The sequence below is a fragment of the Thermaerobacillus caldiproteolyticus genome (assembly GCF_013761245.1).
GTDB lineage: Bacteria > Bacillota > Bacilli > Bacillales > Anoxybacillaceae > Thermaerobacillus > Thermaerobacillus caldiproteolyticus.
In genome coordinates, this window is the sequence record NZ_JACDUT010000008.1 from 95,477 (window position 1) to 109,597 (window position 14,121).

At 42.9% G+C, this 14,121-nt stretch carries 17 protein-coding genes and 1 pseudogene; 1 reads left to right on the forward strand and 17 read right to left on the reverse strand.

Going from position 1 to position 14,121, the window contains the following annotated elements:
• Positions 1–40 precede the first annotated feature (40 nt).
• The 5 genes from HNR31_RS12930 to HNR31_RS19340 all read right to left on the reverse strand — a co-directional run bounded on the left by HNR31_RS12930 (position 41) and on the right by HNR31_RS19340 (position 2,925).
• Positions 41–292, reverse strand: a complete 252-nt coding sequence (locus HNR31_RS12930) for a YpmP family protein (protein WP_181556648.1) — start codon at positions 290–292, stop codon at positions 41–43.
• A gap of 120 nt (positions 293–412) precedes the next feature.
• Positions 413–1,684 (reverse strand): threonine ammonia-lyase IlvA, encoded by a 1,272-nt coding sequence (gene ilvA, locus HNR31_RS12935; RefSeq protein WP_181556649.1) that lies wholly within the window; start codon positions 1,682–1,684, stop codon positions 413–415.
• Positions 1,685–1,878: 194 nt separating this feature from the next.
• On the reverse strand, positions 1,879–2,127 hold the full coding sequence (locus tag HNR31_RS19330; protein ID WP_374058309.1) for a hypothetical protein: 249 nt from the start codon (positions 2,125–2,127) through the stop codon (positions 1,879–1,881).
• A 161-nt stretch (positions 2,128–2,288) separates the two neighbouring features.
• The gene (locus tag HNR31_RS19335; protein WP_374058310.1) at positions 2,289–2,789 is read right to left on the reverse strand and encodes an amidohydrolase family protein; all 501 of its coding nucleotides are present in this window, start codon (positions 2,787–2,789) and stop codon (positions 2,289–2,291) included.
• Positions 2,767–2,925, reverse strand: coding sequence for a hypothetical protein (locus tag HNR31_RS19340; protein ID WP_374058311.1), 159 nt, complete (start codon positions 2,923–2,925; stop codon positions 2,767–2,769). The genes HNR31_RS19335 and HNR31_RS19340 overlap by 23 nt, the downstream gene beginning before the upstream one ends.
• Before the next feature lie 100 nt (positions 2,926–3,025).
• Here HNR31_RS19340 and trhA point away from each other — a divergent pair, with 100 nt between their 5' ends.
• Entirely contained in the window at positions 3,026–3,643 is a 618-nt protein-coding gene (gene trhA, locus HNR31_RS12945) for a PAQR family membrane homeostasis protein TrhA (RefSeq protein ID WP_181556650.1), read from the forward strand.
• Between the two features lie 18 nt (positions 3,644–3,661).
• Here the strand turns inward: trhA and HNR31_RS12950 are convergent, their stop codons facing one another.
• The 12 genes and pseudogenes from HNR31_RS12950 to HNR31_RS13005 form a co-directional block, all read right to left on the reverse strand.
• Complete coding sequence (locus HNR31_RS12950; RefSeq protein WP_181556651.1) at positions 3,662–4,108, reverse strand: YndM family protein; 447 nt, start codon at positions 4,106–4,108, stop codon at positions 3,662–3,664.
• Between the two features lie 107 nt (positions 4,109–4,215).
• Positions 4,216–4,704, reverse strand: coding sequence for a dihydrofolate reductase (locus HNR31_RS12955; protein WP_181556652.1), 489 nt, complete (start codon positions 4,702–4,704; stop codon positions 4,216–4,218).
• A gap of 14 nt (positions 4,705–4,718) precedes the next feature.
• Positions 4,719–5,513, reverse strand: coding sequence for a thymidylate synthase (thyA, locus tag HNR31_RS12960; protein ID WP_181556653.1), 795 nt, complete (start codon positions 5,511–5,513; stop codon positions 4,719–4,721).
• A 51-nt stretch (positions 5,514–5,564) separates the two neighbouring features.
• Positions 5,565–6,260, reverse strand: coding sequence for an anthrax toxin lethal factor-related metalloendopeptidase (locus HNR31_RS12965; RefSeq protein ID WP_181556654.1), 696 nt, complete (start codon positions 6,258–6,260; stop codon positions 5,565–5,567).
• A gap of 152 nt (positions 6,261–6,412) precedes the next feature.
• Positions 6,413–6,481: pseudogene (locus HNR31_RS19345) on the reverse strand (hypothetical protein); the annotation flags it as partial.
• A 327-nt stretch (positions 6,482–6,808) separates the two neighbouring features.
• Positions 6,809–7,975, reverse strand: a complete 1,167-nt coding sequence (locus HNR31_RS12975; RefSeq protein WP_181556655.1) for an LL-diaminopimelate aminotransferase — start codon at positions 7,973–7,975, stop codon at positions 6,809–6,811.
• Between the two features lie 500 nt (positions 7,976–8,475).
• Positions 8,476–8,607 (reverse strand): YuzL family protein, encoded by a 132-nt coding sequence (locus HNR31_RS12980; RefSeq protein WP_181556656.1) that lies wholly within the window; start codon positions 8,605–8,607, stop codon positions 8,476–8,478.
• A gap of 43 nt (positions 8,608–8,650) precedes the next feature.
• Complete coding sequence (locus HNR31_RS12985) at positions 8,651–9,433, reverse strand: class I SAM-dependent methyltransferase (RefSeq protein WP_181556657.1); 783 nt, start codon at positions 9,431–9,433, stop codon at positions 8,651–8,653.
• Positions 9,434–9,490: 57 nt separating this feature from the next.
• Positions 9,491–9,925: a BrxA/BrxB family bacilliredoxin gene (locus tag HNR31_RS12990; protein WP_181556658.1), complete on the reverse strand. Its 435-nt coding sequence runs from the start codon at positions 9,923–9,925 to the stop codon at positions 9,491–9,493.
• 484 nt (positions 9,926–10,409) lie between these two features.
• Positions 10,410–11,540 carry a conserved virulence factor C family protein gene (locus HNR31_RS12995; RefSeq protein WP_181556659.1) on the reverse strand — a complete coding sequence of 377 codons (1,131 nt, stop codon included), beginning with the start codon at positions 11,538–11,540 and terminating at the stop codon, positions 10,410–10,412.
• Positions 11,541–11,560: 20 nt separating this feature from the next.
• Positions 11,561–13,453 (reverse strand): ABC-F family ATP-binding cassette domain-containing protein, encoded by a 1,893-nt coding sequence (locus HNR31_RS13000; protein ID WP_181556660.1) that lies wholly within the window; start codon positions 13,451–13,453, stop codon positions 11,561–11,563.
• Positions 13,434–14,096 carry an HD domain-containing protein gene (locus HNR31_RS13005; RefSeq protein WP_181556661.1) on the reverse strand — a complete coding sequence of 221 codons (663 nt, stop codon included), beginning with the start codon at positions 14,094–14,096 and terminating at the stop codon, positions 13,434–13,436. The genes HNR31_RS13000 and HNR31_RS13005 overlap by 20 nt, the downstream gene beginning before the upstream one ends.
• Positions 14,097–14,121 lie beyond the last annotated feature (25 nt).

The window sequence follows — 14,121 nt, forward strand, 5'->3', positions numbered from 1 at the left end:
AAAAGTTGTTTTGCCGAAGCAAAACAACTTTAGACATGATTTATGCGTTGTTTTTCAAAATATCCGTCTTAAAAATCTGCTCATAAACAGGCCATTTTAATGTTTTTTTCAAGTATTCTCGAAACGAGTAAACAGAACGAACGTTACGGGATCGATATACTTTTGCGATAAACGTTTCTAAACACATTTGAATCATAAATCGATACGTGTTATCTTCCTCCAATACAGGGATTTCGATAATCTTTACCTTCTGTCCATAAGCATTTTTGAACTCTAGGCTTTTGAATAGCAAAATATCAATCCTCTTTTTTCACCGATTTACTATTATTATACACGAAATCGGCGAAGAAGTATGTCGGATTGCGCGAAATATTTATAAATTTTTTGACGTTTTTTGTATGCGGGAAACTTTTTAGATAAGCAAATGGAATAAATTTGGATCTTTATTCACTTCTTGGAACGGAAATCCTTTTTTCTTCATTCGCTCAATGAGCGGTGCGTAATCTTCGCGGCGTTTTAATTCAATTCCCACTAATGCTGGTCCATTTTCTTTATTGTTTTTCTTTGTGTATTCAAATCGAGTGATATCATCGGTTGGACCTAATACTTCGTCCAAAAATTCGCGCAAGGCACCAGCGCGCTGCGGAAAATTGACGATAAAATAATGTTGCAGCCCTTCATAAATCATCGAGCGCTCTTTAATTTCCTGCATGCGGTCAATATCGTTATTTCCGCCGCTAACAACGCACACAACTGTTTTTCCGCGAATATGGTCTTTATAAAAATCAAGTGCAGCAATCGGAAGTGCTCCTGCTGGTTCGGCGACAATCGCGTTTTCGTTATATAATTCTAAAATCGTCGTACATACTTTTCCTTCAGGAACAATGACAATGTCATCAATCATCTCCTTACAGAGCGCGTACGTTTTCTCTCCGACTGTTTTGACCGCTGCCCCGTCAACAAATTTATCAATTTCTTCAAGCGTTACGACATTTCCTTGCTGCAAGGCAGCCTTCATCGATGGAGCTCCTTCCGGCTCAACTCCGATAAGCTTTGTGGTTGGGGAAATGCTTTTCACATAAGTGCCAAGCCCCGCCATCAATCCGCCGCCACCGATACTAGCGAATACAAAATCAATTGGTTCTTCGCAATCGTTTAACATTTCTACGCCAATTGTTCCTTGTCCGGCGATGACATACTCATCATCAAACGGATGAATGAACGTCCGGCCTTCTTGTCTTGCACATTTTATTGCTTCATTAAACGAATCATCGAACGTATCCCCGATTAACACGATCTCAACCATTTCTTTTCCGAACAATTGCACTTGAGAGACTTTTTGTCGCGGTGTCGTGGCCGGCATATAAATTTTTCCATGCACTCCTAACGCCCGGCATGAGTAAGCCACTCCTTGAGCATGGTTTCCGGCGCTCGCGCAGACGATCCCATTTTTTTGTTCTTCATCGGTTAAATGTTTCATCCGGTTGTAGGCACCGCGAATTTTAAAAGAGCGCACGACTTGTAAATCTTCCCGTTTTAAATACACATGACAACCATACCGCTCCGATAGCAATGGATTTTTTTGTAAAGGAGTATGGTAAACAACATCTTTTAACGTATGGTGCGCAATTAAAATATCCTCTACGTATACGGCTCCTTGTTTTCGTTTAAGCTGTTGTTCCATGTTCTCGTTTCCTTTCTTTCTATGTTGTTTTTTTAATTTGAAAATTATATCACAAATTCAGAAAAAATAAAGAGAATTTTCGAAAAATTTATAAAAGCGTCCCTTTTACTACGATATTTTGCTGTTCAACCATGATCTTTCCTTTGGAAATGACCGTATCAATTTGCAAGTCTTTTTGATTGACAAGGACAAAATCAGCGGTGCAGCCTTGTTCGATATATACTTACTTTTTGTGTTAACTTTAAGAGATCAGCAGGATTAGAGGTAATGACGCGAATCGCTATTTCAATCGGAATTTGTTCTTCTAGAATCGCGGCACACACTTCTTCGTAAAGGAATGAAACACGCCCGACTTTGTAATCCAGCGAATTCTCCTCGTTCGTTAAAGCTCGGCAGACTTGCTTGACCGTCGGATGTAAAAGTAATTTGTTCGATGGAAACACCTGTTGCTAACATTTCTTTTAACCCTTTGCTGCATTTGATTTCTCCTTGTTCTAAAAAGGTTGGAATCGTGCTCGTTGTGAAATCGACATATCCCTTTGTTTCGCGTAACGAATCCCGCTTCAAACAAATCACGATTACGATTGATATGAGTTGGATGAAATTAGCAAATCGGTATATCTGTATACTCCACAACCTCTTCTAATACTTTTAATTTTGATTGACTATCGCCAACATGAACGTTGACAATTCCTGCTTTTCCAGAAAGCAAGCCACCGATCCGAGCAGCTGCTGCAATTTTCGTCATCTCTTGCCACGTTGGTTGGGAAGAACGATGATCGGCAATGGCAATTTCGCCGACATCGATAATGTTGTCAATTAAGATAAGATCATCTTCAATTTTTTCTGTTAGCATCTTTACTGGCACTTGATACGAACCCGTATGGACATAACAGCTGATTCCTTCTTCTTCAAGAGCATGCGCTTTGGCAATTAGGTCAGGCATCGTGCGCGTAGTTCCATCTGTACCAATTACGCCAACGATCGTTGTCATTCCAGCTGTCGCGCCGGTAAGCGTTAGCTCCGGCGTGCGTGTTTTATCGCCTCCTTCTCCCCCACCACCGATAATGTGAATGTGCGAGTCAATAAATCCGGGAAAAAGCAAGTTTTCCGTCAGCATCAATGACGTTAATATTGACGAGCTGTTTTGGAACATCAATATTGTCTTTGATATAACCAATTTTGTCGCCAGCTATTCCCGAAGGGGCATAGACTTCTGATCGTTTAATTAACGTCAACATATTCTTACGTCTCCTTTGGCGGCCGATATGAATTTTTATTGTTTATTATGCTGTAATGAAGTAGAATGAAACTAATATTTTATGAAAATGAGGGAAGAAAATGGAATGTTCTTGGAAAGAGGAAGTTGCCAATGCCCTGACTCATGGACTCGGGGTGCTGCTCAGCATACCTGCATTGGTGATTCTCCTTATATCGGCATATGGAGATGTTTCACGTATTATTAGTTTTGCGATTTTTGGAGCGAGCATGATTGTTCTTTATGTTTGTTCGACGCTGCTACATTCGTTGTTTTGGCATAAAGGAAAACGGCTCTTACAAATTTTTGACCATTCAGCAATTTTTTTGCTCATTGCTGGCACGTATACGCCGTTTACGCTTTTATTATTGCGCGGTGCACTTGGCTGGACATTGTTTGGTATCGTTTGGGGGCTTGCGGTTGTTGGCATCGTCTTTAAAATTTTTTTCGTCGATCGGTTTGTCATTGCCTCGACTGTTGTTTATATTTTTATGGGGTGGCTTGCGGTTATTGCAATCCGGCCGCTTTATGAATTATTGAAGCCGGCCGGCTTTTCCTTATTGTTAGGCGGTGGAATATTATATACAATTGGCGCGATCTTTTTCTTATGGAAAAGACTTCCTTATCATCATGCGATTTGGCATGTATTTGTTCTCGGTGGCAGTGCGATGATGTATTTTTGTGTACTCTTTTACATTTAGAAGAAAGCGGCGATTCGCCTACGAGCGATCGTCGCTTTCTTTTCTTTCTTCGTATTCTTCGGCAAATTCTGTCGCCCATCTCCCTTGACCAAACCATCGCGGCGTCTTGTGTTCGTCCGTTTCATCGAGCACGCGTTTTTCCATAAAAACATGGAAAAACGCTTCAATCGCCGCAATTGCCAACGCTGCAAAAAAAGAAGCATACGCCATATTGATTGTCGGCTCAATGAGAGCATAACTGCATAACCAAATAGCGGCGAAGGCCAACGGAAGATCAGCAATGACGGCAAAAAAATTTCCAAAACTTGGCAATACGAATAAGTCACCGAGCACATAAGAAACGACTGTTGTTGCTAAAACGATGAAAAAAATGAGAAGGAGCGGCGGATTAAAAATCGTGAAAATCGAAAATAAGACCGTGCTCCATAAAACGAACTTTAGCGCTAATGGAACGACATGTTTCATCCATATTCCTCCATTTCCTTGATCGTATAATTTTATCGTTCCTTTTCTGTACGGTCTCTATTCGATTTTTCAAAAGAAAAAAGTGTTCCACATCAAGTGAAACACTTTTAACACTTGCGTTCATACACAAGAAAAAAGTAATCGTATGGATTCTTTTCGTCTTTTTGTCCCTTCTCACAGGAAATCAAGCGCCATTCCGCTTCGTTAAATACCGGAAAAAACGTATCACCAGGGAAGTTCGCTTCAATTTTCGTGATGTAGAGGCGATCCGCCAGCGGCAATATCGCTGCAAATAGTTCCGCCCCGCCAATGACAAATACTTCATCGCTCCGTTTCGCTGCGATTTGTTTAATGCCTTCGACGGAATGAATGACAGTACATCCTCCTGGTTGAAACGAGCGATTTCGAGTGACGATAATATTTTCCCGTCCCGGCAAAGGGCGACCGATCGATTCAAACGTTTTTCGTCCCATTACGATCGGATGCCCCATTGTCACCTTTTTAAAATAAGCCAGATCCGCTGGCAAATGCCACGGCAATTTGTTATCTTTCCCGATGACGCGACTGTTATCCATTGCAACAATGAGAGAAATCATCGTATCTCCCCTTTTTACACCGCTACTGGCGCTTTAATATGCGGGTGCGGATGATAGTCCACGATTTCAAAATCGTCAAATTGATACTCAAAGATCGAAGCCGGTTTTCTTTTAATCACGAGCTTTGGAAGCGGACGCGGTTCCCTTGTTAATTGCAGTTTCGCTTGTTCGATATGATTCATATACAAATGAACATCTCCGCCTGTAAAAATTAACTCGCCAACTTCTAAATCGCATTGTTGGGCAATCATATGTGTTAATAATGCGTAGCTTGCGATATTAAACGGCAATCCTAAAAACGTATCGACAGAGCGTTGCTGCCACATGCATGATAATTTCCCATTAGCGACGTAAAATTGGAACGCGTAATGACAAGGCGGGAGTTTCATTTTATCAATTTCCGCGACATTCCATGCGCTTACCAATAAACGGCGCGAGTTCGGATTTGTTCGGATTTGTTCAATGACCTCGCTAATTTGGTCGACTGTTTTTCCGTCGGCGCCTTTCCACGAACGCCATTGTGCTCCGTAAACAGGACCTAATTCCCCGTTTTCATCAGCCCATTCGTCCCAAATCGTGACCCCATTTTCTTGCAAATAGCGAACGTTTGTATTGCCGCTTAAAAACCATAATAACTCGTAAATGATCGAACGAATATGTAATTTTTTTGTCGTTAACAACGGAAAACCTTCTTGTAAGTCAAATCGTAGCTGACGTCCAAAAACGGATAACGTCCCGACCCCTGTACGATCATCTTTTTGAACTCCATTTTCTAAAATATCTTCTAATAATTGTAAATATTGCTGCAATGTTCTCACCTCACTCTCTATCATAAACGAAAAAGAGCCCATTTTCGAGCTCTATTTCACTAAGTGATCAATAAATTGATACGTTTTCGGTGCCGTCGCTTTCAAATAGGCGCGTGTTTTGTCATTATAATAGTAATAGGCAAACGATTCGGCAAAATATTCTTCAGGATAGTGTAAAAGATAGTAGTTATGAGGAAATAAGCGGCTTGCTTCTTCCTGCCAAATCATTAAAAATACCGGAGTTTCGTGAATGCGGTCAAATACAATGTAATCAACAGAATGAGCCAACTCGTGCAACTCCAAGTTAACTGAACCGTGCCCTCTTCCTTTCTCACTATGGCCGATTTTCGCTAAGACAAGATGAGAACCGCCAAGACCCGGAACATCATCCCACGTGACGGAAGAATATATGTATCCACGCGGCGTTTTCCCCTGCAAATGGCGTGCTGATGGTTCATCAGTAAGTTTTCCGTTAAAAAGTTTTACATAAATATGCTCATCAGCAATCTTTTTTAATAAAGGGGGATCGATATGCGAGAGCGTTTTAATCATTTTTTTTGCTTCTGAATGGTTAAATGATGTATCTGGTAAAATGATGATTTGTTTCAATGTTTCATAGGATGGTACATGTTTCAAACGAAGCGAACTAGCACTTAACAGTACACCGTGAGTTGCTGGATAAGGCGAAAAAGAAAGAAGTGGAACGACAAGCATAATCATTCCTACGAATAAAGCCAACCGTCTCATCTATCATTCCCCCGTCTTACTCGCTGTCTATCATGATGATCGATAGTTTTAAAACATTATAGCATGCAAGGAAAGGCGGAGAAATGAATAAAATTAGGAAAACGTTGAAATGCATGGACATGGCTACTTCTTTTACCGTTCTCTTTACCATTTCAGTGACGCATTTTTACCCCATCAATTTTTCCTAGCTTATAATGAGTTTGAAACGCATTGCGATACGTATAGTAGTGAAATGCGAACGAATATCCACTTGTGGCGGATGTTCCTGTCTAGCATGGAAGCGGATATTGTCTTTTCCAGTATCGGCGTTATAAATACAATTCAACGTATGAGATTGAAGTCGTTGCAGCCGTAAAACGTTGAACCTAATCGTGTATCTTTCTTGCAGACAAAGACCGTCTAAGCGTCTTGTAGTCGGAGCTGTCAACCTGCCCCTAATGCAGAGGGCAATTGAAGGCAAAATTACGTACACATTCGAACTGTTGGACACTCGCGAGTCCCCCTCTTCAAATTTCTGCTACGTAGTAGTCGGTTGGCACTTTATCACCTCATCCTGTAAAAATTCCGCTCTTCTTCATATTCTCTACCGCTTGCATAAGCCTCTCTTCCTCTTGAACAAGAGCGATGCGTACAAATCCCTCCCCATTTGGTCCAAACGCTTGGCCAGGCGTCACGACGACATGAGCACGGTCCATGAGAGCATAAGCAAATTCAACAGATGTCCATCCTTTCGGAATTTCTGCCCATATAAACATGCTCGCTTTTGGGCGCTCGACATGCCAGCCCATCGAAATGAGCCCATCAATGAAGCGATCGCGACGAGATTGATAGATTCTCCGATTTTCTTCACAAAACGATGCTCCCTTTGTCAAGGCAGCCACTGCTGCTTTTTGAATCGGTAAAAATACGCCGTAATCTAAATTAGATTTAAAATGGGTAAGCACTTCAATCACTTGTTCATTTCCGCATACATAGCCAATTCGACAACCAGCCATATTGTAACTTTTCGAAAGCGAGTTCATCTCAACACCGACTTCTTTTGCTCCCGGTATCGATAAAAAGCTGATAGGTTTCTGCCCATCATAATAAAGCTCACTATAAGCAAAATCGGAAACGACGATGATTTCGTATCGTTTGGCAAACTCAATGACTTCTTCAAAAAACGATTCCGTCGCCAATGCAGGAACAGGATTGCCCGGAAAATTTAAAAACATGAGCGCTGCCCGTTTCGCTATTTCTTCTGGAATGGCTTGAAGATCTGGAAGAAACGAATTTTCTTTACGAAGCGGCATAAAAAAAGGAACAGCTTGGGCCATGGCAATTCCCGTCGCATACGCCGTATAACCCGGATCAGGAACAAGAATCACATCATCAGGATTCGCAAACGCCATCGGTAAATGAACGAGGCCATCTTGAGAGCCCATTAAACAAGCAACTTCTTTGTTCGGATTAAGAGATACATGATGATTCATTTCGTAATAACTTGCGACCGCTTCATGAAATTCGTGCGTTCCCTCCAACGTATAACCATACGTATCTGGATTGTTCGCGTAAAAAGCAAGCGTTTTCCTTATAAAAGAAGGTGGGGGTAAATCAGGGCTACCGATACTTAAATCAATCATGTCATAACCTTGGGAAATTTTCGACTGTTTATATGCCGCTAATTGACTAAAAACCGATGTGCCAAATTCTTTCATGCGCTCTGCTTTCCTCATGACTCCATCCCCCTTATCTTGCTGTATAAAACCGTTTTCTTTTTTTCTTTTATATGGTATATACTATGGGTGTATAAGTAGTTTACCATATTTTCACCTATGTATATATAAGAAAGGCGGGAAACAAACATGAATGCGATCTTTTTTGCGGCAAGCTTACTGACATTGATTTATTTTATTTATAGTTGTATTGCGGAATCATAAAAAGGAAAGCATTCACGTATCCGTAGGATGTGAAAGAGATCATAAGCACAGCGTAAGTGCCTCTAATTTCGCCACCTTGGCTCCTGCGATGGGCAAATGTTCTTCTCCCTTAAGCCAGCTTGACCCCGGAGCTCTCAAGCACCACGCTTCAAAGTCATGCTTTGTGCAAATGTTGCATCAATGTCGATTCAACAGGCAAACTTCTTGGGCGCTTGCGCTAGACAGTTCTCTTTAAAAATCGCAGTCAAATTCTGATATGATAAAAAAAACTCGCAGTGAAGCTGCGAGTTTTGTCATTAGCGCGTCTTTGTTTTTTTGCGAGCGGAGTCTAATTCATATGTTCCTGTTTCTGTTTCAGTTGTTCCTTGCCCTTTCACGTTGGGAGCGCCTAGGCCGGCTTTAGATGGGTCTTTTCGCCGTTTTGTCATGTCGTTTCACCTCCGCCTTTAACGTTCCCTTCCTCTCTTTTTTCTATTCTTCTGTAAGCTCTATCGTCGCAAAATGAAATTTCGCTGTTTTGCGCACATACACAAAAAAGCCAAACCGTTGAAATCGGGTGCTTTGCCAATGATCCTTAAGTACAACTCGCTGACGTGCGACTCGCTTTGCCTCGCGAATCACTTCTTCCGTTAACTCTGTATAAATTGCAAACGATTTGATTCCTTGGATACCATCGGATTCGATAATGGGGTGCTCAAACATCGGATCGAAATAAACGACGTCAAAAGAGCGATCTGGAAGGGAAGATAAAAAGGAACGATAATCGGCATGAACCACGCGGATGCGCTTCATCGCTTCATTCATTTGCGCAATGCCGGAATCCCACTGGTGTAACCCTTGTTCAACTAAATAAGCGATGTAACGATTTCCTTCCACTCCAGTCACATTGCCGCTTTCACCGACAACGACACTCGCAACGATACTATCCGCGGCAAGTCCAAGCGTACAATCTAAAAACGACATCCCCTTTTGTAATTTTGTCGCTTCTAAAAACGGCTCTGATTCCCCGCGCAACACCCGCTTGACACGAAACATCGCCGAATTCGGATGGAAAAAGAACGGCGGAGCCCCGTCAGCAGAATACATTTCAAGACGTTTTTTACCGACAACAAGAACATCATCGTGTTGCTGCTTTTGCAGCTCTTCCACCGACATTTTCCTCCTTGCTACATACGGGATGCGGAGTTCCGCAGCGATTTGCTTTGCTTTTTCGATCATTTCTTTGTTCGTTCTTCCTGCTGTTGTGACAATCATACCACCATAAATTCCTTCCTAACGTATATAAAAAGGATGCCTGTATAAGACATCCTATTAGCAATATTTTTCTAATGCCGTCATAATAGTTTCCATAACTGCTTCCATCGAGCTTCCCTCAATTTCGTGGCGCGGAATAAAATGAACGACCTCTTTTCCTTTCAACAGCGCCATCGATGGAGAAGACGGTTCAATACCGACAAAGTATTCGCGCATTTTCGCTGTCGCTTCTTTGTCTTGTCCAGCAAATACAGTAACCAAGTGATCCGGTTTTTTCTCGCTTCGTAAAATTGCTTGTGTCGCTGCCGGGCGAGCTAATCCCGCGGCACAGCCGCAAACGGAATTGACAACAACAAATGTCGTTCCTTGGACGTTTTCCATAAACTCTTCTACCTCTTCGCCCGTTCTTAACTCTTGAAACCCTGCACGAACAAGCTCATCGCGCATCGGTTGAACGAGCTGACGCATATATTCTTCATAAGCCATAGACATCAATACATCCCTCCAAACCATGCTCAATGTCAACAGAATACTATTTTATGCCCGAAAAATCAACCAAAATAGCAAAGGGCTTGCAAAAATAAGCAAGCCCTTCAGACTGCAAACAAAATAGAACCCACATCATAGCTCTGAGCCCTATTTTGCTGAAAAAAGAGCCTAGATAGAAATTTTGAGTCACTCTCCACAGACATGCAGCTAGTTCTTTCGATTCATAGCAGCACAAACAAGCATCGTCCTCATATAAAAAATTCCCCCTAGATAGACCGCCCAACACAGACCATGTCCGCAAACACTCGTTCAATCATTTCTTCCTCCACCTTCGTTTTCACAGGATTCGAGGAAAAACTTTTGTAGAATCATTTTACAAAAGTCAAAACGTTTCTTTACTATATACATACTTACAGCGAAAACGCCAGCAATATCTTCTCTGTTTTTTTGTTAAATCATAATATCCTTTACGCTAAAAAATTCATTGCTATTTCTCTTGTTTCCTGCTTTCCGTCATCTGCTTCCACACCGAACCTTTCGCTTCCTCGCCACCTTCGATGCGTTCAATTGCCATTTTTACTTGCATGCTTACTTCAAACTCTGGATCGTTTTCTGCCGCTTTTAAGGCTGGGAGCGCTGATTCATCACCGACTTCATATAAAAACATAGCCGCACGCCAACGCACGAGTTTGCTTGGGTCTTTGAGCGCTTCGATCATTACCGGAGTTGCTTCAGGATCGCCAATATCGGACAAACAGTCACCGGCCGTACGGCGAACGGAAACAGCTTTATCCTTTAACGCCTCGTATAAATAAGGCAATACTTTTTTGCCGCCGATCATGCCTAAATAGGCGGTTGCCAAGCGGCGAATCGAAACTTTTTCATCTTTGAGCGCTTTGGCTAGTATCGGCAAATCTTCTTCTGTTGGCTCTGCCATTTGCTCTAGTGCGGCGTAGCGTTTTGTCCAATCCGGATTGTCTAACATTTCTTCTGTTACCTTAACGCTTGTGCGCTTTTGCGTTTTTCCCTGCTCTCCGCGGCGAAACATTTGCACGATGCGTTCCAGCCGCTCCGGTGGATACGCAGCGGAAAGCTCTTCAACGATTTCGTTGCCAATTTCTTCGAACGTACCGTAACGAACACCTTTTTCGACCCATTTTCGCTCCAGAACGACGTTTCCAGCATATTTTTGCGCTTCGATGACGGCATCCATAAACGGCTTTGGCAAACCGACACGTCGCTCTTGTTCACCGTCCGTTAATTTCACTTGCATTGGCAAACCGTACAGCATTTGTACATATACTTTCACTTCGCCAAAATGTTCGTTATGCTGCCGCTGTTCACCTTGAACGCGCTCTACATCTTCACCGAACACTTCACGCACTTTAGTTAAAATCTCTTTCCAGTCGTATTTTGGATTTCGTTCAATCGCTAAAAAATCAGCAACATGATAAATGCCTTTCACCCCATCAATTTTCATTAACTGCTGAATGATCGGGGGAGCGGTATGAACATTGTCCGGCTTATAATTATGGCTTGTGCCGAATGGAAGTTCTTCATCTAACAGCACTTTCATCGTATTAGGACTAGGTGTTGGTTCAATTGATTGGATTCGCAACATGTACCCCTCCTTCTTGCTTAAGATTGCAATGATTCAACAAGTTCAGATAGCTCCGCCCAGCGTTCAAGAAGCAAATCGAGTTCCGCTGTGAGTTTTTCGTGTTCGTTCGCTAGCTCTCGCACTTTTTCGTAGTCGCTAGCGTGTTTCTCCATTTCTTCGGTCAATTGCTGTAGTTTTGTTTCTAAAGCAGCAATTTTGTCTTCAATTTCTTCCCACTCTTTTTGCTCTTTAAAGCTAAGACGACGTTTCACTGTCTTTTTTGGCGCTGTCGCTTCTTTGGCCGGTGCCTTTTCTTGTTTTTGCATGGCTTGTTTAGCTATTTGTTTTTCTAAGTACGCAGAATATTCCCCAACATATGTTGCGATTTGTCCGTTCCCTTCAAAAATGAAGAGTTGCTCGGCGATTTTATCTAAAAAGTAGCGATCGTGAGACACCGTGATGACAACGCCAGGAAACGATTGTAAATAATCCTCAAGAACGGTCAATGTTTGCGTATCGAAATCGTTTGTCGGCTCATCCAGCAATAAAACATTTGGTTCTGTCATCAACAGCCGCAATAAATATAAGCGGCGCTTTTCTCCGCCTGACAGCTTACGAACCGGCGTGCCGTGCATGCTCATAGGAAAAAGAAAACGCTCCAGCAATTGCGCAGCTGAAATCGTGGCACCGCCGATCGTGCGAACGGCTTCCCCTGCTTCGCGAACATATTCGATCACTCGCTGCTGCTCATTCATATCGATATGTTCTTGGGTATAGTAGGCGATTTTGACCGTTGGCCCGATGTCAATGTCTCCCTCATCCGGTTGAATCCGTCCAGCCAACAAATTTAATAAAGTCGATTTTCCGCTTCCATTTGGTCCGACGATGCCGATTCGGTCCCCCGGTTTAATGAGAAAGCTAAACCGATGGAGAATCTTTTGATTTCCAAATGATTTGCTGACTTGCTTCAGCTCGATGACTTTTTTTCCAAGGCGGCTGCCCCCTAAAGCTATTTCTAAACTTGCTTTTTGTTCGACATGAAGCGATTTTTCCAGTTCTTCAAACCGCTCTAGGCGCGCTTTTTGCTTTGTTGTCCGTGCTTTGGCTCCCCGCTTCACCCAAGCGAGCTCGCGACGATATAAGTTTTGCCGCTTCGCTTCCGAAGCGCGCTCTTGCTCTTCCCGAATCGCTTTTGCTTCCAAAAAAGAAGCATAATTGCCTGTGTACGTGTAAAGAGTGCCGCGATCAAGCTCAAAAATGCGATTTGTGACACGATCTAAAAAATAACGATCGTGTGTGACAAATAGCACCGCTCCTTGATAGCGGGCCAAATATTCTTCCAACCAACGGATCGCTTCATAATCGAGATGGTTCGTCGGCTCATCTAAAATCAACAAATCCGGTGCTTCGATTAACGCTTGTGCCAGCGCGACGCGTCTCTTTTGTCCTCCTGATAGCTCCCCTATCCGTTTCGTCATATCATCGATGCCGAGTTTCGTCAAAATCGCCTTCGCATTGGCATTTGCCTCCCAAGCGTTCATCGCATCCATTTGTTGTTGACAGAAAAACAGACGCTCTTGTCTTTTTTCATCAAGCGGATGCTTTGTGAGCTCTGCGAGCGCCAACTCGTAATCGCGCAATAAGCGAATAAGCGGTGTATCGCGATGAAATACTTGTTCAAGCACAGTGAAATGCTCTTGAAAATCCGGATGCTGCGACAAATAGCCAATCGTATAGTCTTTGGAATGAGTGATTTGTCCTTCATCAGCCGCCTCCGCACCGGCAATGATTTTTAATAACGTCGATTTTCCGGTGCCGTTGATGCCAATGATGCCGATGCGTTCCTGTTCTTTAATCGTAAATGAAAGATGGCGAAACAGCGTCTTTTCTCCATAGCTTTTTCCAAGGTTTTCAACGGTTAACATCTTCATCGTGACCATCCCACTCTCGATAAAACTGTTGTAAAAACTGCTCCATAAATCGATGGCGCTCCATTGCCAGTTTCCTAGCGCTTTTTGTATTCATCAGATCTTTTAGCTTCAGCAATTTTTCGTAAAAGTGATGGAGCGCCGTACTGCGGCCATAACGATATTCTTCTTTTGTCATCGTTTCACGAACAGGAATCGCCGGATCATACATGGAATGTCCGCGGCTGCCTGCATACATAAACGTGCGCGCAATTCCGATCGCTCCAAGCGCATCAAGGCGGTCAGCATCTTGGACGACCATTCCTTCCTGCGTAAGCGGCTTTTTCCCGTGCCCGCCTTTATAAGAAACGGTAGAAATGGCTTCGATTATTTGCTCGATTTCGTCCGTTGATAAAGGCAGCTGGGTAAGCCACGCTCTCACCGTCGCCATTCCTTTTTCTTCGCTTCCGGCAATTTTTTCATCGGCGATATCATGAAGAAGTGCAGCCATTTCCACGATAAATGGGTCCGCTCCTTCTTGTGTCGCAAGCATTAGACTCAGGCGCCGAACGCGCTTGATATGCCACCAATCATGACCGCTTGTGTCATGTTCCAATAGCATTTTCACATAGTCCGCTGTCCGTTGAATACATTCTTGTTTGTTCATACAATCCCTTCCGTTTAGAAAAATG

Coding starts and splice junctions, on each gene's coding strand:
- HNR31_RS12955 (WP_181556652.1), bottom strand. CDS start 4,704: ATGATTTCTCTCATTGTTGCAATGGATAACAGTCGCGTCATCGGGAAA.
- HNR31_RS12990 (WP_181556658.1), bottom strand. CDS start 9,925: ATGTCTATGGCTTATGAAGAATATATGCGTCAGCTCGTTCAACCGATG.
- HNR31_RS12985 (WP_181556657.1), bottom strand. CDS start 9,433: ATGATTGTCACAACAGCAGGAAGAACGAACAAAGAAATGATCGAAAAA.
- HNR31_RS12950 (WP_181556651.1), bottom strand. CDS start 4,108: ATGAAACATGTCGTTCCATTAGCGCTAAAGTTCGTTTTATGGAGCACG.
- HNR31_RS13005 (WP_181556661.1), bottom strand. CDS start 14,096: ATGAACAAACAAGAATGTATTCAACGGACAGCGGACTATGTGAAAATG.
- trhA (WP_181556650.1), top strand. CDS start 3,026: ATGGAATGTTCTTGGAAAGAGGAAGTTGCCAATGCCCTGACTCATGGA.
- HNR31_RS13000 (WP_181556660.1), bottom strand. CDS start 13,453: ATGAAGATGTTAACCGTTGAAAACCTTGGAAAAAGCTATGGAGAAAAG.
- HNR31_RS12980 (WP_181556656.1), bottom strand. CDS start 8,607: ATGACAAAACGGCGAAAAGACCCATCTAAAGCCGGCCTAGGCGCTCCC.
- ilvA (WP_181556649.1), bottom strand. CDS start 1,684: ATGGAACAACAGCTTAAACGAAAACAAGGAGCCGTATACGTAGAGGAT.
- HNR31_RS19340 (WP_374058311.1), bottom strand. CDS start 2,925: ATGTTGACGTTAATTAAACGATCAGAAGTCTATGCCCCTTCGGGAATA.
- HNR31_RS12975 (WP_181556655.1), bottom strand. CDS start 7,975: ATGAGGAAAGCAGAGCGCATGAAAGAATTTGGCACATCGGTTTTTAGT.
- HNR31_RS12965 (WP_181556654.1), bottom strand. CDS start 6,260: ATGAGACGGTTGGCTTTATTCGTAGGAATGATTATGCTTGTCGTTCCA.